The organism is Pseudomonas sp. 44 R 15 (genome assembly GCF_900004965.1).
GTDB classification, from domain to species: domain Bacteria; phylum Pseudomonadota; class Gammaproteobacteria; order Pseudomonadales; family Pseudomonadaceae; genus Aquipseudomonas; species Aquipseudomonas orientalis_A.
Genome location: NZ_CVTU01000090.1, coordinates 234,641 through 254,738, shown reverse-complemented (window position 1 = coordinate 254,738; position 20,098 = coordinate 234,641). Strand labels below are relative to the sequence as shown.

The window sequence follows — 20,098 nt, the reverse complement described above, 5'->3', positions numbered from 1 at the left end:
CGTTCGGCCAGCGTGGTTTAACGGGGCGCCTGAGATCAAGATCAAAAGCAGATCAAGATCAAGAGCGACTCGCTTCGCATCGTGGTTACGGTTGAGCGCTACAGAGTTGTGTAAATACCTATGCCCCGATGAGGAAGAGTCAGTGAGTGCATCCGTAACTGACACACCGCCATCGGGGGCCCCCTCCCACATTTGGATCGCGATCGGCACAGAATACCGGTCGGCTCTAAGGCCGCCGCGCTAACGCCCCCGCAACACCCGATCAGGCATCGCAATAGCCGCCGCCAACCCCAACACCGACACCCCCGCACTCACCATCAGCAAATGCCGAAACGTCATCGCCAACTCCCCCCGCAACGCATCCCGTGCCTCACCCGGCGCAGCATTGAGCCCATCGAGCAGCACATTACCGGAGCTGCTCTCGGTCAGCAGCGCGCCACTGGCCAAGTGGGCAAAACTGGCATCGCGCAACAACGCCAACAACAATGCCGACATGCACGCCACCCCCACCGCCCCGCCGAGGGAACGGAACAGGTTGGTGGTGCTGGTCGCCACACCAATATCGCGCTGCTCCACCGAGTTCTGCGTGCCCACCAACGAGGTCGGGAACTGCATGCCCGCCGCGATCCCGCACAACAGCATGAACAGCGAGGTCAGCCCGACGGCCTGGGGCGCGCTGAAGGCCATGCCGAGAATCGCCAGCGGGCTCAACACGGCGCCACTGAGGATCATCGGTTTATATCGGCCGGTCACTGAGGTCATGCGTCCGGCGAAATAAGCGCCCATCGGCAAGCCCATCGCCAGGGGCAGCAGGTGCAAGGCCGCGCTGTCGGCGCCGGCACCGGTCACGGTCTGGTAACGCAGGGGCATCAGCACGGTAAGGGAAATCGCCTGGAAGCTGGTGATGAAAATCGTGCACCAGCACAACACCGCGCTGCGGTTGACGAACAGGTGCATGGGCAACAACGGCTCGCGCGCGCGGCGTTCATGCCAGACGAACACGCTCAACGCCAACAACGCACAGACCAGCAGCCCGAGCACTTGGTCGTCACGCCACGCACGACCCTGGCCGATTTGTGTGATGCCGAGCAACAAGGCGCTCAGGCCGATGATCATCAGCACGGTGCCGAGGTAATCGATAACCGGCTTGCGCTGCGGCACCGGCAACCCCACCAGGGTGCGATGGGCCACATACCAGGCGAGCGCGCCCAACGGCAGGTTGATCAAAAATACCCAGCGCCAGGACAGGTACTCGGTCATGTAGCCGCCCAGCACCGGCCCGGCGACGCTGGCCACCGCGTACATGCTGCTGAAGTAGCCCTGGTAACGCCCGCGTTCACGGGGCGCGATGATGTCGCCGATGATCGCCTGGCTCACCGAAATCATGCCGCCGGCACCGATGCCCTGGATAATCCGCGCCAGCACCAGTTGCTCCATGTTGTGCGCCAGGCCGCAGAACAGCGAGGCGACCGTGAACACGCCCATGCCGATCAGCATCATGGGGCGTCGCCCATACAGGTCACCGAGCTTGCCGTAGATCGGCACCGCCACCGTCATCGCCACCATGTAGCCGGAGATCACCCAGGCCAGCAGGTTGACGTCATGGAACTGCGCGGAAATGGCCGGCATCGACACGGCGACAATGGTCTGGTCCAAGGCGCCAAGAAAGATCGCCAGCATCAGCGCGGCAAGAATACTGCGCACGGCGGGAACAGCGGGAGCGGACTGATTGAGAGGGGTCACGGCACAACCTTCGAGCAAGGCACGCAGGCAACGGCAGCCTGCGCAAATGCTGAATACGATAGCAGGCTATTCGATAGCCTCGTAAGGAAGCCCGACGTAATTTTCCGCGATGGTTGTGCGCCCGGCCTCGGAATTCATGAAGTAGTCCAGCTCACTCTCGGCAATGCGTCGGGTGAAGTCATCCGCCTGGGGAAACTGATGCAGCATCGACGTCATCCACCAGGAAAACCGTTCGGCCTTCCACACCCGCCGCAGGCAGATGGCGGAGTAGCGCTCAAGCAATTCCACACGCCCCTCGCCATACACCTTGAGCAGGATGCGAAACAATGTGCTCACATCACTGGCCGCCAGGTTCAAGCCCTTGGCCCCGGTAGGCGGCACGATATGCGCAGCATCGCCGAGCAGGAACAGGCGCCCGTACTGCATCGGCTCCACCACGAAACTGCGCAGCGGCGCGATGCTTTTTTCAATCGACGGGCCGGTGACCAGTTGTTCAGCCAGGTCGACCGGCAGACGGGTTTTGAGCTCGGCCCAGAAGCGCTCGTCCGACCAGTCGGCCAACGGCTCCTGTGCCGGAACCTGCAAGTAGTAACGGCTGCGGGTCTGCGAACGCATGCTGCACAGCGCAAAGCCACGCGGGTGCGTGGCGTACACCAGTTCCGGGTGCACCGGCGGCGTATCGGCAAGCATGCCCAGCCAGCCGAAGGGGTAGACGCGCTCGAACACCTGCAACGCCTCGGGCGGAATCGACTGACGGGCCACACCGTGAAAGCCGTCACAGCCCGCGACGTAATCACACTCCAGGCGAAAGGCCTGGCCCTGATGCTCGAAGGTCAGCCAGGGCTGATCACTTTTGAGGTCATGGGGCTGTACGTTCGAGGCTTCATAGAAGGTCGTAGCGCCGACAGCCGCACGGGCCGCCATCAGGTCGCGTGTGACTTCGGTCTGGCCGTAGATCATCACCGACTGGCCACCGGTCAGGGTCTTGAGGTCGATGTGGGTGAGTCGGCCATCGCGCGCCAGGGCGAAACCGTCATGCACCAGGCCCTCGGTGTCCATGCGTCGGCTGACGCCCGCCTCGCGCAGCAGGTCGACCATGCCTGGCTCCAGCACCCCGGCGCGGATGCGGCCCTGCACGTGGTCGGCGGTCTGGCGCTCCAGGACGAGGGTCTGAATGCCAGCGTTGTGCAGCAATTGTCCGAGCAGCAATCCTGACGGACCGGCGCCAATAATGGCGACTTGGGTTTTCAGCGTTTTCATTATTTTTATGGCCTGCTGGCTTCACCCGAACCGAACGAGTGAAAGAGTTGTCATTGGACGTGTAGCTGACATTTTTCACGTAAGCGAGCAGCATAAGAAGGTGAAAACTGCTTCAAAGCCTGCGCTTTTTGCCAATCGGGGCGATTACCGCACCACTATCCTGAGTATCGGATTGAAAACATGACCAACACGGCGATTCCGGTCTTCAAGCTTTACGGGGAAAGCCAACAGTGGCCGACGCCCGATTTGTTGCACTGTGAAACCATTTCCCGGCGCAGCCGGGAATACCAGTGGGAAATCCAGCCCCACCGGCACGCGGACCTGTGCCAGCTGCTCTACGTGCATAAAGGCCAGGCACTCCTGGAAATCGAAGGCCAGCGCACCACGCTCGACGAAGCCAGCCTGCAAGTGCTGCCGCCGCTGTGTGTGCACGGTTTTCGCTTTTGCGAAGATGTCGAAGGTTATGTGGTGACCCTGTCAGCGCCCCTGGTCAGCCATTTACAAGCGCAACTGGGCAGTACGGTCGATGGCCTGCACACCCTCGGCAGTTACCCCGCGGGCAAGGACAGCGACTACCTCAATAGCCTGTTCGTGCGTTTGCAGGACGAATACGCCGGCGAACAACCGGCACGGGACATGATGATGCACGCCCTGGTCAGCGTGCTGCTCGTGTGGGTCAGCCGCCAGGCGATCCAGCGCCGCCACCCCAGGACACCGCGCAACCGTGAGTATTTCCGACGTTTCACCCAACTGGTCGAACAGCATTACCGCGAGCACCCCAAGATTGAAGACCTGGCCCACAAACTGGGCATCTCGGTCTCCCATCTCAATGGCACATGTCGGGAGTTGGGCGGGCAGCCGGCCCTGCAGATCATGCATGACCGCCAGTTGCTGGAAGCCAAGCGTTTGCTGACCTACACCAGCATGACCATCAATGAAATGTCCGAGGTGCTGGGGTTTTCCGACCCCACCAACTTCTCACGGCTGTTTCGCCGCCGGGTGGGATTTTCGCCCAAGGCTTTTCGCGAGCAGTTGAAGCAGAGCTGAATGTGCGAGGGGGCAAGCCCTAATACTGTAGGAGCGAGCTTGCTCGCGAAAAACTCATAGGCACCGCGTTCATTCAGGAAGCACGCGTTATCGTTGACGTTTTTCGCGAGCAAGCTCGCTCCTACAGACTGGCATTGGGGCACGCCCACTCCCATAGTGATTTGCAGTGCTTTGAGAATCAACGCAGGGCGCTGAAACTGCCGGTGTGCGGGACGCATTGGTTTTGGTGGCAACTGATGGCGAACGCCGCCGGCTGCATTCGCGTCTGCTCGACGCGATAGGCGGCTGTGCCATACAGCGCAGTAGCCAAGGCGCACAGGCTGAAAATCGTCAGGTACTTTCTGGTTTTAATGCTCATGGCACAGACCTCAGCACGGATCTACAAGGTGCTGGTTAAAGCATAGGTCACTCAGGGCAAGTTGCCATGATTGCAGGCCATTCAGCGCGCTTATGCCGCTTCAGAGACCGACATCCCACTCAGGCTCTTCGGGAAACCGCTGCACCAGGAAATCCAACAGGCTGCGCAACGCCAAGGGCATGTGTTTGCGCGAGGCGTATACCGCGTAGATATTCATCTGCCGTGGCTGCGCATCCGGCAGCAGACGCACCAGTTTGCCGCTGCGAATCAACTCACCGGCCTCATAGCTGGGAAGCATCGCCACCCCAACGCCGGCCAGAGTGATGCGCAATAACGTGCCGGCCTCGTTGGCGGTGATATTGCCGTGCACCGCCACCGACACATGCTCGCCGCGCTCTTCGAAATGCCACAGGCTCTTGCCAAAGTAGGAATGGGTCAGGCAGTTGTGCCGGGCCAGGTCTTCGACTTTCTGCGGTGCCGGATGCTCGCGCAAATAGGCTGGCGTGGCGCACACCACCGAGCGGCATACGGTCAAACGCCGGGCGATCAGGTTCGGGTCCAAGTCGTTACTGGTGCGGATCGCCAGGTCGATGCGCTCGTCCACCAGGTTCACCGTGCGGTCGAGCATTTGCAGGTCGACTGTCACCAGCGGGTAGCGTCTGACGTACTCGGCAATCGCAGCGCCCAACTGCGCCTGGCCGAACGAGGTGCTGACACTCAGGCGCAACAGCCCACGCGGGGCATCATCGGGCTCGCTGACGGCGGCCTGCATATCACCACAGAGTTCCAGCAATTGCCGGCAACGCGGCAGGGTTTCACTGCCGGCAGCGGTGAGGCTGAGCTTGCGCGTGGTGCGGTGCAGCAGGCGTGCGCCAACCCAATCCTCCAGCTCGGCCAGGTAACGCGAGACCACTGGGCGCGACAGGTCCAGGTGGTCGGCGGCGGCGGATTGGCTGCCCAGGTCCACCACGGTGACAAACACGCGCATTGCTTGAAGACGATCCATGATTTGCCCGATTTCAGAAACAAACTATGTTCCAGCATCGCATTTTTTGTGGTGTTTTATGCAACTAAGCTCTGTTCACCCCTTACCCAAGGCAGGAGCTGCCCCGATGTTCTCGACGTTCAAACGCTTGACCCTGGCGACTGCCGCCCTGGCTTTCACTGCTCATGCCATGGCGGCAGACTTGAAACTTGAGGTGTACAACCCGGGCGAGGCCGCCATCTTCCCGGTCAGCTCGGTACTGGTCAGCGGCGCCCGGGACGCGATCCTGGTGGACGCGCAATTCGGCAAGGGCCAGGCCGAGCAACTGGTGCAGAAAATCCGCGCCAGCGGCAAGCACCTGACCACCATCTACATCAGCCACGGCGACCCGGACTACTACTTCGGCCTCGACACCCTGACCGCCGCCTTTCCCGATGCGAAAGTGCTGGCGCCACAACCGGTGGTCGACCATATCAACGCCACCGTCGCCGGCAAGCTGGCGTTCTGGGGCCCGAAAATGGGCGCCGACAAACCGGCCAGGACCCTCGTACCGCAAGTGCTCGAGGGCCACAGCCTGACGCTGGAAGGGCAGCAACTGGACGTCATCGGCCTGGACGGCCCGCAGCCGGACCGCAGCTTTGTGTGGATTCCGTCGATCAAGGCCGTGATTGGTGGCGTGGTGGTCGCGCAAAACATCCACGTCTGGATGGCCGATACCCAGACTGCACAGTCCCACAAGGATTGGCTGGCCACCCTGCAACGCATTGAAGACTTGAAGCCGACCACCGTGATTCCGGGCCACTACCTGGGCACTCCATCGCCCGCTTCGGTCACGTTCACCGCCGACTACATCAAGGCCTTCGACATCGAAACCGCCCAGGCCAAGGATTCCGCCGCCCTGATCGCGGCCATGAAAAAGCGTTACCCGAACCTCGCCGACGAGAGCTCGCTGGAATTGAGCGCCAAAGTCGCCAAGGGCGAAATGAAGTGGTGACTGGTTTTAAACCCTGACCTTTACTGGAGAACGTCATGAGCAAGATCGCAATCATTGGTGCCACCGGCCGTGCCGGTAGCCAACTGCTGGAAGAAGCGCTGCGCCGTGGGCATACCGTCACCGCCATCGCACGCAATACCGACAAACTGGCCGCACGCCCAGGTGTCACGGTCAAACAAGTAGATGCCCTGGAGGCCGATGCCCTGCAACAGGCCGTGAGCGGCAGCGACGTGGTGATCAGTGCCGCACACTTTGCCACCTTGCCCGCCAGCGCCGTGCTCGGCCCGGTGAAAAAAGCCGGAGTAAAACGCCTGTTGGTGGTGGGTGGCGCCGGTTCGTTGCTGTTGCCCGACGGCAGCCGCGTGATCGACAGCCCGGGCTTCCCGGCGGAATACAAAGCTGAAGCCAGTGCGGGAGCAGCGTTTCTCGACGTGCTGCGTCAAGAGCAGGAACTGGATTGGACCTTCCTGTCGCCGTCGGCCCTGTTCGAGGGCACCGAGCGCACCGGTCAATTCCGTCTGGGCCAGGATCATTTGCTGGTGAGCGACGACGGTCAAAGCTCGATCAGTTTCGCCGACTTCGCCATCGCCATGATCGATGAAGTGGAAACGCCGAAGCACTCGCGTCAGCGCTTCACGGTGGGCTACTGATACAACCGGGTCTGCAATGTGGGAGCGTACACCGCCGTCTGTAGGAGCGAGCTTGCTCGCGAAAAACTCACAGGCACCGCGTTCATTCAGAAAGTACGCGTTATCGTTGACGTTTTTCGCGAGCAAGCTCGCTCCTACAGAAAGCCTTAAGGCAAGCCCCCTCCTACATTTGAACGGTGGCGTATCCGGCGCCTGCAATTTTTCAATAGGGCTAATGACTTTCTCATTTGCCCAGCCTCCCCCGCCCGTGGCCTGATTCGCCCTTGTTCATCCAAGGCAGGCCCATGCAAAACGTTCAGGCAAAACCCACCACCGCCGTGTGGCTGATGATCAGTGTGGTGCTGGTCGCCCTTAACCTGCGCCCGTCGATGGCGGCCGTGGGGCCCTTGCTGTCGTCGATCCGCGCTGATGTGCCGCTCAATTTCAGCAGCGCCGCATTGCTGACCATGTTGCCCGTGATGAGCATGGGCCTGGCGATGTTCTTTGGCATGGGCCTGGCCCGGCGCTTTGGCGAATACCGCAGTATCGTGGTGTCGCTGCTGGTGATTGGCGCAGCCACCCTGTCGCGGTTGTGGCTGGATTCGGCGTTCGAGCTGATTGTCAGTGCCATGGCGGCAGGCGTCGGGATTGCGCTGATCCAGGCGTTGATGCCGGCGCTGATCAAGTCGCGCCCGGGCGACAACGTTTCAGTGTTCATGGGCCTGTATGTCACCGCGATCATGGGCGGCGCCGCACTGGCCGCGTCGTTTGCGCCGTTTGTGCAAGTGCACACCGGCAGTTGGCGCATCGGCCTGGCGATGTGGGCCGGGCTGGCGCTGCCGGCTCTGGTGTTCTGGTACGCCCAGCGCTCGGCGTTACCCGCTTTGCCTCAGGTCGACAGCGGCCCGCAGGCATCGTTTTTCGGCAATCGCCGGGCCTGGTTGCTCGCCCTGTTCTTCGGCTTCGGCACGGCGTGCTACACCTGCGTGCTGGCGTGGCTGGCGCCGTATTACGTCGAGCAGGGCTTGCGTGAGCAGCATGCCGGTTTGCTGCTGGGTTTGCTCACCGCCATGGAAGTGGTCTCCGGCCTGGTAACGCCCGCCATCGCCAATCGCCGCCGGGACAAGCGCGGCGTGGTGGCGGTATTGCTGGTGCTGATCCTGATCGGCTTCGCCGGCCTGATCCTCAGCCCCCGGCACCTGAGCCTGCTGTGGCCGTGCCTGCTCGGCCTGGGTATCGGCGGCTTGTTTCCCATGAGCCTGATTCTGTCCCTGGACCACCTCGATAACCCGCGCCGTGCCGGTGGCCTGACCGCGTTCGTGCAGGGTATCGGCTACCTGATCGCGGGCCTGTCGCCGCTGATCGCCGGAATGATCCGCGACCAGTTGGGCAGCTTCGAGGGGGCCTGGTGGTCATTGGCGGCGGTAGTGGCAGTGATGCTGCTGATGGTCATGCGTTTTAATCCGGCGCATTACGCGCGACATATCCACTGAGGTCGTGTTGTAAACAGTATTTGTCTCACCCAAAACATAGAAGAGTCCTACAGAGCTTTCTATTGGTACGAGCGTTCCGTTAACATTTTGCTCAGTCTTGTACTGAATTCGGTACAAAGGGTTTACGGACGAAACCGATGCTAAACAGCAACTTGCTCAGAAAGCTCGATATGCAGGACTTGATGGTGTTTATCGCTGTCTACGACCAGAGCAGCGTTACCGACGTGTCTGAAACGCTGTTCGTCAGTCAGTCCACCGTCAGCTACAGCCTGAAGAAACTGCGCACCAGTTTCGAAGACGAGTTGTTTATCAACACGCGAGCGGGCATGCGTCCGACGTACAAGGCCACCACGATGTACGGCCACGTACAGAAAATCCTGGAAAGCATCAACCTGTGCCACGCCGGAGGCCAGGCCTTCGACCCGACCCGCGAGGCCGTGACTTTCAATGTGTGCGCCCCGGAATACTTCGAACACCTGATCCTGCCGCGCCTGCTGAAAAACTTCGACCGTGCCGACCTGCCGGTGATCGTCAATGTGCAAAAGCTGGAAGCCGACATTCCCGCCGACGATTTGCGCGAAGGCCGCCTGGACCTGGTGATCGGCTTCGGCCCGAACTTTCACCGCGTCCATAAAGACTTCAAGCGCCAAATGCTGCTCGAAGACGACCTGGTGTGCGTCTTCGACAAACGCTCGGCGCCGCGGGAAGCGACGTTCAGCCTGCAAGCCTTCGTCGAGCGACGCCATGTGTTTCCCACGCCGTGGACCTCCGCCACCAACATGATCGACGGCTGGCTGGCGCGCCAGGCGCACAAACGCCAGGTGATCGCGCGGGCCAACAGCTACAGCGCGGCGTTGAAGATGATCAGCGGCACCGACTTTATCGTGACCCTGCCACGCCGCGTGCAAAAGCTGCTGGCGCCGACCTCGGCGTACGGGTGTTGCGAAGCCCCGCAGGGTTTGCCGGGCTTCACCCTGGACATGCAATGGAACCAGGCCAGCGAACAGGACAGCGCCAATACCTGGTTTCGCGAGCAGGTGGTCAAAGTGTGTGAGGATGAAGCGGCAAGCGGCAAGCTGAAAGCGGCGAGCTGAAAAAGCGGCAAGGGGTGCGGTCGCCTTGACTTGGCGCTTGCAGCTTGCCGCTGCTTCTTTCCTGCACGTTACACCGGGAGCGCAAGCCCACGATCACTCATGAACGCTTCCAGCCGTGAGCGCATCCAGCGTTCCGCCGGGTCGGTGTCGACGTGGCTGAGCCAGACCATCGACAAGTCCAGGGTCGGCGTTTCAAACGGAAACGCCTCGCAGAACAGGTTCCCGCCGGCGGCCATGGCCTGGGCCGCGTAGTCCGGCAGGCTGGCGATCATGTCAGTGCCGGCAAGCAATGCCGGCAGCGAACTGTATTGCGGCACCGACAGCACCACGTGCCGCTTGCGACCGATTTCGGCCAGCCACTCATCGGCAAAACCGGCCACGTTGGCGGTGTGGGACACCAGCACATGGGGCCGTGCGCAATATTCATCGAGGGTCAGCGGTGTGTCGGACGCATCGGCGCGCAACAGGCACGGCCGGATATGCCGCAACAGCTTGCGCTTGGCATTCGCCGGCAGGCCGCGGGTCTGGGTGATGCCGACAGTGATATCGCCGGAGGCCAGCAGGTCGGGAATGCGCCAGTAATCCACATGCTGCACCACGAACACCACCTGCGGCGCTTCCTGGCGCAGCGCTCGCAGCAACGGCGGCAACAGGCCGAACTCAACGTCATCGGACAAGCCGATACGAAAGGTCATGGTGCTGATGGACGGGTCGAAATCGTGGGTCAGGCTCAAGGCCGACGACAGCGAGTCCAGGGCCGGCGACAGGTGCTGGATGATTTGCTCGGCGCGCGCGGTGGGCTCCATGCGGTGGCCGACGCGAATGAACAACGGGTCATTGAACAAGGTACGCAGACGGTTCAGGGCCGAACTGATGGTCGGCTGGCCGAGAAACAGCTTCTCCGCCACCCGCGTCACGTTGCGCTCGAGCATCAGCGCTTCGAAGACCACCATCAGGTTGATATCGGCCTTGCGTAATTCATTGCGATTCATCGGCGCCTGCCCCTTCCCCACGACAAGCCGCAGTTTAGAAAGGCAACGGGGCGGCGTCTATGTCGGTCGATGCATCGGTTTCTATGGGGGGGCGTATCGCAGAACAGGACCAACCCTCCAGACGATCCTTTGCATTGATAGCCCGCGCGCATCAATCTATCCAAATTTGTCACTTATCATTTCTAAATGTGTCAGCCACTATCCCAAGTCTTAAGCGAAACAAGCACTTTAAAAAGAACGCTGGAGACACAAAACCATGACTAGCCCTTCCCGGCCTGCGGCTGCCCCTTCGAAAGTAGGCGCCGTACTGCGCGTTACTTCGGGCAACTTCCTTGAACAGTTCGATTTTTTCCTGTTCGGGTTCTATGCCACCTACATCGCTGCCGCCTTCTTCCCTGCCGCCAATGAATTCGCATCATTAATGATGACCTTTGCCGTGTTCGGCGCAGGTTTCCTGATGCGGCCCTTGGGCGCGATCATTCTGGGTGCCTATATCGATGACGTGGGCCGCCGCAAAGGCTTGATCGTGACGCTGTCGATCATGGCCAGCGGCACATTGTTGATCGTGCTGGTGCCCGGTTATCACACCATTGGCCTGTGGGCACCGTTGCTGGTGCTGCTGGGTCGTCTGCTGCAAGGTTTCTCGGCCGGTGCGGAGCTGGGTGGTGTGTCGGTGTACCTGTCCGAGATGGCCACCCCGGGCCGCAAGGGTTTCTACACCAGCTGGCAGTCGGGCAGCCAGCAGATCTCCATCGTGGTTGCCGCCGCGCTGGGCTATGGCTTGAACGTGTGGATGGAGCCGGCGGTGGTTGCAGACTGGGGCTGGCGCATTCCGTTCGCCGTCGGTTGCGTGATCATTCCGTTTATCTTCGTGCTTCGGCGTAACCTGCAGGAAACCGAAGAGTTCGCCAAGCGCAAGCACCGCCCGACCATGCGTGAAGTGATGGCCACCCTGGTGAAAAACTGGACCGTGGTGATTGGCGGCATGCTGATGGTGGCCATGACCACCACCGCGTTCTACCTGATTACCGTGTACGCACCGACCTTCGGCAAGACCGTGCTGCAATTGAGCACCTCCGACGCGCTGCTGGTGACGTTGCTGGTGGCGGTGTCGAACTTCTTCTGGCTACCGATCGGCGGCATCCTGAGCGACCGTTTTGGCCGCAAGCCGGTACTGCTCGCCATGACTGTGCTGACCGTTCTCACGGCTTATCCAGCGCTGTCCTACGTGGTCAACGCACCAAGCTTTGCACACATGCTGGAAACCCTGCTGTGGTTCTCCTTCCTCTACGGCCTGTACAACGGCGCAATGATCCCCGCGCTGACTGAAATCATGCCGGTGGAAGTGCGCGTGGCAGGGTTCTCCCTGGCCTACAGCCTGGCAACCGCCGTCTTCGGCGGCTTCACTCCCGCCATCTCGACCTGGTTCATCCACATCACCGCAGACAAGGCTTCGCCCGCCTACTGGATGATGTTCGCTGCACTGTGCGCCCTGTGTTCCACCCTGGCGCTGTATCGCCGCGCCAACACCCGTGGCCAGGTCATGCAGGGGGCTGCGCAATGAAGCCGCTGTTCAACACCCTCACAGCCCTGGTCCTCGCCGCTCTGGCGCTGTCAGCCCAGGCTGAAGAACTCAAAGTGATGACCTCCGGCGGCTTCACGGCCGCCTATAAACTGCTCGGTCCGCAATACGCCAAGCAAAGCGGTGACACCCTGGACACGGTCCTGGGACCGTCCATGGGCAAGGCGCCGGAAGCGATTCCCAACCGCCTGGCCCGTGGCGAACACGCTGATGTAGTGATCATGGTCGGCTACGCCCTGGATGAGCTGATCAAACAAGGCAAGGTCGACCCCGCGTCCCGCGTGGAACTGGCCGACTCACGGATCGGGTTGGTGGTGAAGGAAGGCGCGGCAAAACCTGCGATCAATACTGACGCCGAGCTCAAGGCCGTGCTGAGCAAGGCCAAATCCGTTGCCTATTCGGACAGCGCCAGCGGCGTGTATGTCGAGAAGGAACTGTTCAAGAAGCTCGGCATGCCAGCCAAGGGCACCATGATCGAACGCGTACCGGTGGGCGAACAGGTGGCCAAGGGTGACTACGAAGTCGGCTTGCAGCAGGTGGCGGAATTGTTGCCGGTCAAGGGCGTGACATTTGTCGGCAAGATCCCGGAAGACGTGCAGTCCGTTACGCGTTTTGCGGCGGGTATCCCGGTCAACGCCGAACACCCGGAAGAGGCCAAGGCATTGCTGCAGTTCATGGCATCACCCGAGGCACAACCGGTGGTGCGATCCACCGGCCTGGACTCGGTGTCACGCTGACCGAAACGGCATCTCCCGCACCAACCGCTCCAACTCCAGCGCCGCCGGCGGCAATGTCCGCCCGCGGCGCTTGATCAAGCCCACATTGCGCATCACCTGCGGTTCCACCAGCGGCACACTCACCAGAATCGGGTGCTCACACGCCGGCATCGCAATCGACGGCACCATCGCCACCCCCAGCCCCGCCTCCACCAGCCCGATCATCGTGGTCACGTGGTGGGTCTCGCAGATACTCGGCTTCTTCACCCGCACACCGCGCAGGGCCTGGTCCAGCAGGAAGCGGTTGCCCGAGGTTTTGTCCACGGTGATGTAGTCATGCTCGTAGGCTTCGGTCCAGGTCACGCTTTCACGCGCGGCCAACGGATGGTCACGACGACAGGCCAGCACATAGCGCTCCTGCAGCAACAGCTCGAACTCCACTTCATCGGCCAGGCTGCCGCTGAAACTCACGCCAAAATCCGCCTCGCCACTTTCCACCGCATTGCACACTTCACCGGCACTGGCATCCAGCACCCGCAGGCGAATCTTCGGATACAGCTTGTGGAATTCGGAGATGACGTGGGGCATGAAGTAATACGCGGTGGACGGCACACAAGCGATGGTGACATTGCCCATGCGCGTGGACGCGACGTTACTGATGCCCATCAAGGCGATGTCCAGGTCGTCGAGCATGCGTTCGACCTGAGGCAGAAATGCACGGCCGACCATGGTCAGGCTGACTCGCCGCGTGGTGCGTTCGAACAGCTTTACATCCAGGGCCGACTCGAGCTTTTCAATCCGCCGGCTGAGCGCGGGTTGCGAGATTCGGATGGCCTCGGCGGCCCCCCGGAAACTGCCCTTGTCTACCACGGCGCGGAAGGCTTGGAGGTCATTGAGGTCGAAGTTGATGATCACGGAAGGCAAGCCAGGATAGACGATGTGGCGGGCATTATCGTATGGGAGCGGGTAGGACGCCATGCGGACCGGGTCGGGTCTGCGGACATATTCCAGTTACACATATGAAGTTATACATATCAGCAGGTTATCGACTGCCTGCCGCCACGCACTTGCCGAAACGGGTCAATACTTGCTGCCTGACCTACACAACGGGAGCGGTAACACCTCATGCAAACCTATCACTTTTGGGCAGACGACGAGTCGCCGGACATCGGCATTGATCTGCTGCTCCTTGCATCGCGCCAATGGTTCAGTAGGATTGAATCCTACTCAACCTCGGCGGACCTCCAGATGCGCTCGACCCAGCAAATGAGCATTACACTGCCAATTGAAATGGCCACCTTGGTCAAAGCCAAAGTCGCCTCCGGCGAATATGCCACCGAAAATGAAGTGATTCGCGACGGCCTGCGGGCCTTGCTGGCGCGCGACCGTGCCATGGAAGACTGGCTGCGCGACGAGGTGGTGCCTGCGGCTGCTGCCCTTGAGGCAGAGCCTGAGCGGGCCTTGTCCACCGAGCAGGTTCGCCAACACATGGCGGCTAGACGCCAGCGAAAAAACCCAGGTAAACCGTGAGCTACTCGGTGGTTTTCGCACCGCAAGCCCTGGCTCATCTCGATGCTCTTGAAGACTTCATCAGCGATGCAGCCTCTGCTGCAGTGGCTGCACGCTTTGTCGACAGGCTCATCAGCCACTGCGAAAGCTTTTCTCTGTTTCCCTTGCGTGGTACGCGCCGCGACGACCTGCTGGCTGACTTGCGCATCACGCATTACCGACACAGCCATCACTATTTCTCCGGCCTGGTTCGATATGTTCGACATGTTTTCGGCGCTGCGCGGAATGTTTCGCCCCATCGTGGACGCATCATCGGTCGACCTGATCTTCGAGAAGCCTTCCGGCCTGCCCAAGCTCTATACCGATGACAAAAAACTCGCGCAAATACTGCGCAATTTCATTTCCAACGCCCTGAAATTCACCCTGCAGGGCGAAGTGCGGGTCTCGGCGCGCATGGAGAGCGAACACGAGATCCGTTTTGCGGTGCAGGACACCGGCCTGGGCATACCCGCCGAGTTGCACAACAACCTGTTCGAAGACTTTTCCCAGATCGACTCGCCGCTGCAGAAACGTCTGCGCGGCACCGGCCTGGGCCTGTCACTGTGCAAGCGTTTTGCCCAGTTGCTGGGCGGCAGGGTCGGTGTTGAAAGCACACCCGGCGTAGGCTCGCTGTTCTTTGTAGTTATCCCTCTCTCCATTGCCAGCGAGAACGTCGATGAAACGTGACATCCAGCTGCTGATCGTCGACGACAATGCCGCCACGCGCTACGCCCTGCGCCGACGCCTCGAGCGCCATCACTACCTGGTGCTCGAAGCCGGCACGGGCCAGGAGGGGCTGGACCTGATCGCCACGGGAAAAATTGATGCGCTGATCCTCGACGTCAACCTGCCGGACATGAGTGGCTTCGACATCGTGCGCCGTTTGCGTACCGACCCGAACACCGCCTTGCTGCCGGTGGTGCACGTGTCGGCGGCGTCAATCGAGACCGGCGACATCATCACCGGCCTCAACGCCGGGGCTGACGCCTACCTGATCCACCCGGTCGACCCCGAGGTCCTGCTGGCGACGCTGCGCACCCTTTTGCGCGTGCGCGACACCGAATACGCGTTAAGGCAAAGCGAGGCACGCTTTCGAGAAATCTTCTTTAATATCAGCGCGCCGATTGCAGTGCTGGATGCGCAACTGAAGGTTCACGAGTGCAACCACGCGTTCGCCCAGTTGATTCACGACAACCTCAACCCCGATGCCCTGCTTGAGTGCTTCGCCGGCGACCAGTATGCAGTGATCCAGGAGCTGTGCCTGCGCCTGGCGGCCGGCGAACGCTGGAAAGGCACGTTGCAGATGAAAGTCGACGGCCAACTGCGCGAAACCGAATGGCAGATCTCGCCCTATGACCGTGCCGAGCTGAGCCTGGTATTTGTCGAGGACGTGACTGAATACCGCCATCGCGAGCGTCATCAACAGGCCGAACTCGCCAACGCGGCGACCCGCCTGGCACGCACTGAGGCGCAGCTGCTCCAGGCCCAGAAAATGGACGCCCTAGGCAAACTCACCGGCGGCATCGCCCACGATTTCAACAACCTGCTCACCGGTATCATCACCAGCCTGGAGCTGATCAAGAAGCGCATCGAAAGCCAGCGCACCGATAAGGTCCTGGGCTATGCGGACGCCGCACTCAGTTCAGCCCTGAGCGCCGCCGGCCTGACCAACCGCTTGCTCGCCTTCGCCCGCCAGCAGCCGTTGGACACGCGGCCCATCGATATCAACGCGCATATCCGCTCCCTGGAAGAGTTGCTGGTGCGCACCATCGGCGAACACATCACCTTGAAACTGGAGCTGACCAACAACGCTGCGGTGGCGATGGTCGACCCGATCCAGTTGGAAAGTGCAGTGCTGAACCTGGTAATCAACGCCCGCGATGCGCTGCCCAAAGGCGGCAACATCTGGGTGACCACCTACCCTGCGTACTCCAACGGCAACCTCAAGCTGGAAGACGGTCCCTACATTGCGCTGTCGGTACGCGATAACGGCGTGGGCATCGAGCACAGCGTCATCGACAAGGTGTTCGATCCCTTCTTCACCACCAAGCCAGTGGGCCAGGGCACCGGCCTGGGCCTGTCGACCATCTACGGTTTCGCCCGTCAGTCCGGCGGCGATGCGCAGATCCGCAGCGTCACCCGCCAGGGCACTGAAGTGACGATCATGCTTCCGGCCGCGGAAGGTCCTGCCTCGGTGACCACCAAGACGTTGGCAAAACCGGGCAAGAGCAACGGGGAACACATACTCATCGTCGAAGACATGCCTTCGGTGCGCAGCTTTGTCGCCGAAGTACTGGCAGACGCCGGTTACCGCTGCAGCCTGGCCGCCGACGGTGACGAAGCAATTGCCTGCTTGGAGACTGACCTGACGATCAATCTGCTGCTCACCGATGTCGGCCTGCCCTACATGACCGGCCGCGAACTGGCGGACTTCGCCCGTGGCCTGCGCAACGATTTGCCGATCCTGTTCATGACGGGCTACGCCGAGAATGCAGCGAATCGGCAAAACTTCCTGGGTGAACGCATGGACCTGATCACCAAGCCGTTCCATATCGATGAACTGCTAGAGAGGATTCGCCAGGGCCTGGAAGCAAAGCCTTAGCGCCGTTGAATGGGCAGACAAGTGGCGAATGTTGACGATGTTGCGGTCGGCACCCTTGAGTTTCCGATAAGCAGGCGCGACCGAGCATTTGAGGAATTGTCTGACGCGGTTAACAGACGCGCCCTTCTATAAGAAGCTTGAAGGTATGATGCCTAACACATACAGTTCTGCGCGTACTCCGACCAAGCTGCAGCTTGATCAGGTATCACTATTCACTTGAGTTGGACGCCATGAACACATTCCCTTCGGAGGCTCCGATGGCCACCATCAAGAAAGTCGATAAGCCGCGCAAAAAAGGTCGTCAGCGAAGACCTGACGTTTCTCGATGTTCGGCAAGCCGCACGCGATGGCCAGAAAATCTTCGACCCCTTTGTGATCAACTGTAATGAGCCCTGACGCTCACAGTCACACTGAATAGAGATCATTTCTTCGCACGCTGCACAGCGATACGTTTGGGCGTGGCATCGATTGCACTGATGATTACTATCGAACCGAGCGCCTGCTCAATTACTACAACTGGTTTCTATAATCGGCTCCAAATTCCCTCCCCCTCGCCTGACTTCAGGCGACGCTCACCCCGGAACTGAACACCATGCCAAATGCCAGCCAGGCCCCTCGCGGCCTTCCCGAACATAATCAACAGAGTGTCAAACAGCAGTGGTTGGCGATTCTTTCGGTCGCCGTGGGCGCGTTCGCCCTGGTGACCAGCGAGTTTCTGCCCGTGGGCGTGCTCAACGACGTCGCCAGCGACCTCGGCATCAGCGCCGGCCACGCGGGCCTGATGGTGACCCTGCCGGGCATCATGGCCGCCCTCGCGGCGCCGCTGCTGTCGGTGATCATTGGCAAGATGGATCGCCGCTACCTGCTGATCGGCCTGACATTGGTCATGATCATCGCCAACCTGGTGGTGTCTTTGGCCAGCGACTTCAGCCTGCTGCTGTTCGGGCGCGTGTTGCTGGGCATCAGCATCGGTGGTTTCTGGGCGACGGCCATCGCCCTCAGCGGCCGCCTGGCCCCCAGGGGAGTGGACGTCGCGAAAGCCACCTCGATCATCATGATGGGCGTGACCCTGGCCACCGTACTGGGCGTGCCGGTCGGTACCTGGTTGAGTGGCCTGATGGGCTGGCGCATGACCTTCCTGGTCACCGCGCTGCTGGGTGTACCGGTACTGCTGGCGCAGGTCTTCCTGTTGCCTCGGCTCTACCCGGAGAAGGCCATCCTCGTGCGTGACTTGCCGGCGTTGTTTATCAACCCACGTGCCCGAGTCGGACTGATCGCCGTGTTGCTGATCGGCCTCGCGCACTTTGCCGCCTACACCTACGTCGCGCCGTTCTTCAAGAACAGCGCCGGCTTCGACGGGCCGACGATCGGTTCGCTGTTGCTGATGTTTGGCGTGGCCGGTGTGGCAGGTAACATTTTTGCCGGTTTCGCCGCCAATCGCAGCGTGCGTCACACCCTGCTGCTGGTCGCGCTGATGATCGGCACCAGCACCGCCCTGTTCCCCTACTTCGCCACCGGCATGATCGGCGCCACGATGCTGATCGCGCTGTGGGGCTTCGCCTTCGGCGCCTTCCCGGCGTGCGCCAGCATCTGGATGTTCGTGGTCGCGCCCCAGGACGTGGAACGTGGCATGCCGTTATTCGTTGCGCTGTTCCAGGTGATCATTGCGCTGGGGTCGTTCTTTGGTGGACAGATCGTTGACCACCTGGGCACTTCGGTGCTGTTGAGCCTGGCCACAGCGTTGGTGGGCGTAGGCTTCGTCACCGTGTTGGTGCTGGGTCGTAACATCAGCAATCGCCTGGCGGCGCAGCCAGCCTGACCAGACAACACACTAAAAAGCCTGCCGAGCATTGATCGTTCCCACGCTCCGCGTGGGAATGCATCCCGTGACGCTCCGCGTCACTATTACGCAGGTGCCGGATTTTGCGCTGAAAGCAGGACGCTCCGCGTCCTGGGCGGCATTCCCACGCAGAGCGTGGGAACGATCATGTAAAAAGCCTGCTGAGCATTGAGCTCGGCAGGTTTTTTTTGTTTCAGCGTCCGGTCCTGAATAAGGTGTAAGCCTTATGACCTGTCTTCAGGAGCACTCAACGGATACGGGAAAAGACGTATTCAGCGTGATTACACGCTCGCTTTTAAAGTCGTAAGCGGCTATTTCGGAAAGGCTTGGTAACGAGAATTCCCGCAGTGAAACTTGAGCATCCAGGCCGCTAAGCTAGCCTCAAAAGAGTCGCCGGTTTGGCGACGTACTTGCCAGGGAGCTTATATGCCAACGAGATATCGCGACGCGGTCACAGGAGAATACGTGACAGAAGGTGAGGCAAAAAAAAGGCCGCGGGAGACGGTCAAGGAAACGGATAAAAAGCCGCCAGCCAAACCGAAGGGTAAAAAGTAGGATCAAAGAATGAAAGCGATTGCCGTATGTCCAGACAGACTTGCCAAAGGGACGCACCTCATCCAATGTAATGACCAACGTCATTACAGGAGGACTTTTCCCATGGCATCTATCAACGTTCGTATTGATGACGACCTGAAAGCGCGCGCCTATCTCGAATTGGAGAAGCTCGGCGTCACGCCCTCCGAGCTGATGCGTCAGGCGCTGCAGTACGTCGCCGAGCGTGGTCAGCTCCCATTCAAGCCCGTGCTGATGACGCAAGAGGATGAGGCCTTGATGGCCACGGTACGTGAACGCTTGGCATCTCCCCAGCGAGTGAAGGTCTCGTTAGATGACCTATAGCCTTGATTTTGATGCACGCGCATTGAAGGAATGGCAAAAACTCGGCGACACTCTCCGCCAGCAGCTCAAGAAGAAGCTGGTGGAGATTCTGAACAACCCCCGCAACGAAGCCAATCGCCTGCATGGACTCCCTGACTGCTACAAGATCAAATTACGCAGTAGCGGCTACAGACTGATCTATCAAGTGATCGATCAGGAAATTACCGTCGTCGTGGTGGCCGTGGATAAGCGGGAGCATGATCAGGCCTATCGCAAGGCGAATGAGCGCTTGAGCTAACCGTGGGTTGATAGCCCAAAAGACGCCCCAAACGGAAAAGC

Annotated in this window: 18 protein-coding genes and 2 pseudogenes; 14 read left to right on the top strand and 6 right to left on the bottom strand. The window is 60.5% G+C overall.

All coding sequences use genetic code 11. From position 1 onward, the window contains the following. Positions 1–240: 240 nt before the first annotated feature. Both BFP93_RS13505 and pobA read right to left on the bottom strand, forming a co-directional pair. Entirely contained in the window at positions 241–1,743 is a 1,503-nt protein-coding gene (locus BFP93_RS13505) for an MDR family MFS transporter (protein ID WP_065893500.1), read from the bottom strand. Positions 1,744–1,809: 66 nt separating this feature from the next. Then, on the bottom strand, positions 1,810–3,003 hold the full coding sequence (gene pobA, locus BFP93_RS13500) for a 4-hydroxybenzoate 3-monooxygenase (protein ID WP_065893499.1): 1,194 nt from the start codon (positions 3,001–3,003) through the stop codon (positions 1,810–1,812). A 180-nt stretch (positions 3,004–3,183) separates the two neighbouring features. Between pobA and BFP93_RS13495 the strand changes: the two genes are divergently transcribed. Further along, positions 3,184–4,050: a helix-turn-helix domain-containing protein gene (locus BFP93_RS13495; protein ID WP_065893498.1), complete on the top strand. Its 867-nt coding sequence runs from the start codon at positions 3,184–3,186 to the stop codon at positions 4,048–4,050. A gap of 178 nt (positions 4,051–4,228) precedes the next feature. Here BFP93_RS13495 and BFP93_RS13490 read toward each other — a convergent pair whose 3' ends face one another. Next, positions 4,229–4,408 (bottom strand): hypothetical protein, encoded by a 180-nt coding sequence (locus tag BFP93_RS13490; RefSeq protein ID WP_057723028.1) that lies wholly within the window; start codon positions 4,406–4,408, stop codon positions 4,229–4,231. Between the two features lie 100 nt (positions 4,409–4,508). After that, a complete protein-coding gene (locus BFP93_RS13485; protein WP_065893497.1) occupies positions 4,509–5,414 on the bottom strand; it encodes a LysR family transcriptional regulator in 906 nt (301 codons plus the stop codon). Positions 5,415–5,520: 106 nt separating this feature from the next. On the opposite strand from BFP93_RS13485, the gene BFP93_RS13480 reads away from it, so the two are divergent. From BFP93_RS13480 to BFP93_RS13465, 4 genes are all read left to right on the top strand, one after another. Continuing rightward, positions 5,521–6,387, top strand: a complete 867-nt coding sequence (locus BFP93_RS13480; protein ID WP_065893496.1) for an MBL fold metallo-hydrolase — start codon at positions 5,521–5,523, stop codon at positions 6,385–6,387. Between the two features lie 35 nt (positions 6,388–6,422). Further along, complete coding sequence (locus BFP93_RS13475; protein WP_065893495.1) at positions 6,423–7,037, top strand: NAD(P)-dependent oxidoreductase; 615 nt, start codon at positions 6,423–6,425, stop codon at positions 7,035–7,037. A gap of 284 nt (positions 7,038–7,321) precedes the next feature. Then, positions 7,322–8,509, top strand: a complete 1,188-nt coding sequence (locus BFP93_RS13470; protein ID WP_065893494.1) for a cyanate transporter — start codon at positions 7,322–7,324, stop codon at positions 8,507–8,509. A 137-nt stretch (positions 8,510–8,646) separates the two neighbouring features. After that, on the top strand, positions 8,647–9,603 hold the full coding sequence (locus BFP93_RS13465; protein WP_065886290.1) for a LysR family transcriptional regulator: 957 nt from the start codon (positions 8,647–8,649) through the stop codon (positions 9,601–9,603). A gap of 68 nt (positions 9,604–9,671) precedes the next feature. On the opposite strand, the gene BFP93_RS13460 is transcribed toward BFP93_RS13465, so the two are convergent. Further along, positions 9,672–10,595 (bottom strand): LysR substrate-binding domain-containing protein, encoded by a 924-nt coding sequence (locus BFP93_RS13460; RefSeq protein WP_065893493.1) that lies wholly within the window; start codon positions 10,593–10,595, stop codon positions 9,672–9,674. Positions 10,596–10,851: 256 nt separating this feature from the next. On the opposite strand from BFP93_RS13460, the gene BFP93_RS13455 reads away from it, so the two are divergent. Next, positions 10,852–12,159: an MFS transporter gene (locus BFP93_RS13455; RefSeq protein ID WP_065893492.1), complete on the top strand. Its 1,308-nt coding sequence runs from the start codon at positions 10,852–10,854 to the stop codon at positions 12,157–12,159. Beyond that, positions 12,156–12,914, top strand: coding sequence for a substrate-binding domain-containing protein (locus BFP93_RS13450; RefSeq protein WP_065886287.1), 759 nt, complete (start codon positions 12,156–12,158; stop codon positions 12,912–12,914). Before BFP93_RS13455 ends, BFP93_RS13450 begins: the two co-directional genes overlap by 4 nt. Here BFP93_RS13450 and BFP93_RS13445 read toward each other — a convergent pair. Beyond that, positions 12,906–13,808, bottom strand: a complete 903-nt coding sequence (locus BFP93_RS13445; protein ID WP_065886461.1) for a LysR family transcriptional regulator — start codon at positions 13,806–13,808, stop codon at positions 12,906–12,908. The genes BFP93_RS13450 and BFP93_RS13445 overlap by 9 nt on opposite strands. A gap of 333 nt (positions 13,809–14,141) precedes the next feature. Between BFP93_RS13445 and BFP93_RS13440 the strand changes: the two genes are divergently transcribed. From BFP93_RS13440 to BFP93_RS13415, 7 genes and pseudogenes are all read left to right on the top strand, one after another. After that, complete coding sequence (locus BFP93_RS13440) at positions 14,142–14,423, top strand: ribbon-helix-helix domain-containing protein (RefSeq protein ID WP_065893615.1); 282 nt, start codon at positions 14,142–14,144, stop codon at positions 14,421–14,423. Beyond that, positions 14,420–14,611 (top strand): annotated as a pseudogene (locus BFP93_RS28425) (type II toxin-antitoxin system RelE/ParE family toxin); the annotation flags it as partial. The gene BFP93_RS13440 and the pseudogene BFP93_RS28425, both read left to right, overlap by 4 nt. Positions 14,612–14,624: 13 nt before the next feature. Next, a pseudogene (locus BFP93_RS13435) lies at positions 14,625–15,128 on the top strand (ATP-binding protein); the annotation flags it as partial. After that, positions 15,118–17,043 carry a response regulator gene (locus BFP93_RS13430; protein ID WP_065893491.1) on the top strand — a complete coding sequence of 642 codons (1,926 nt, stop codon included), beginning with the start codon at positions 15,118–15,120 and terminating at the stop codon, positions 17,041–17,043. The pseudogene BFP93_RS13435 and the gene BFP93_RS13430, both read left to right, overlap by 11 nt. 592 nt (positions 17,044–17,635) lie before the next feature. Continuing rightward, positions 17,636–18,862, top strand: coding sequence for an MFS transporter (locus BFP93_RS13425; protein WP_065893490.1), 1,227 nt, complete (start codon positions 17,636–17,638; stop codon positions 18,860–18,862). A gap of 678 nt (positions 18,863–19,540) precedes the next feature. Beyond that, positions 19,541–19,780, top strand: coding sequence for a type II toxin-antitoxin system RelB/DinJ family antitoxin (locus BFP93_RS13420; RefSeq protein WP_065886281.1), 240 nt, complete (start codon positions 19,541–19,543; stop codon positions 19,778–19,780). Beyond that, positions 19,770–20,057 (top strand): type II toxin-antitoxin system RelE family toxin, encoded by a 288-nt coding sequence (locus BFP93_RS13415; RefSeq protein WP_065893489.1) that lies wholly within the window; start codon positions 19,770–19,772, stop codon positions 20,055–20,057. The genes BFP93_RS13420 and BFP93_RS13415 overlap by 11 nt, the downstream gene beginning before the upstream one ends. Positions 20,058–20,098 lie beyond the last annotated feature (41 nt).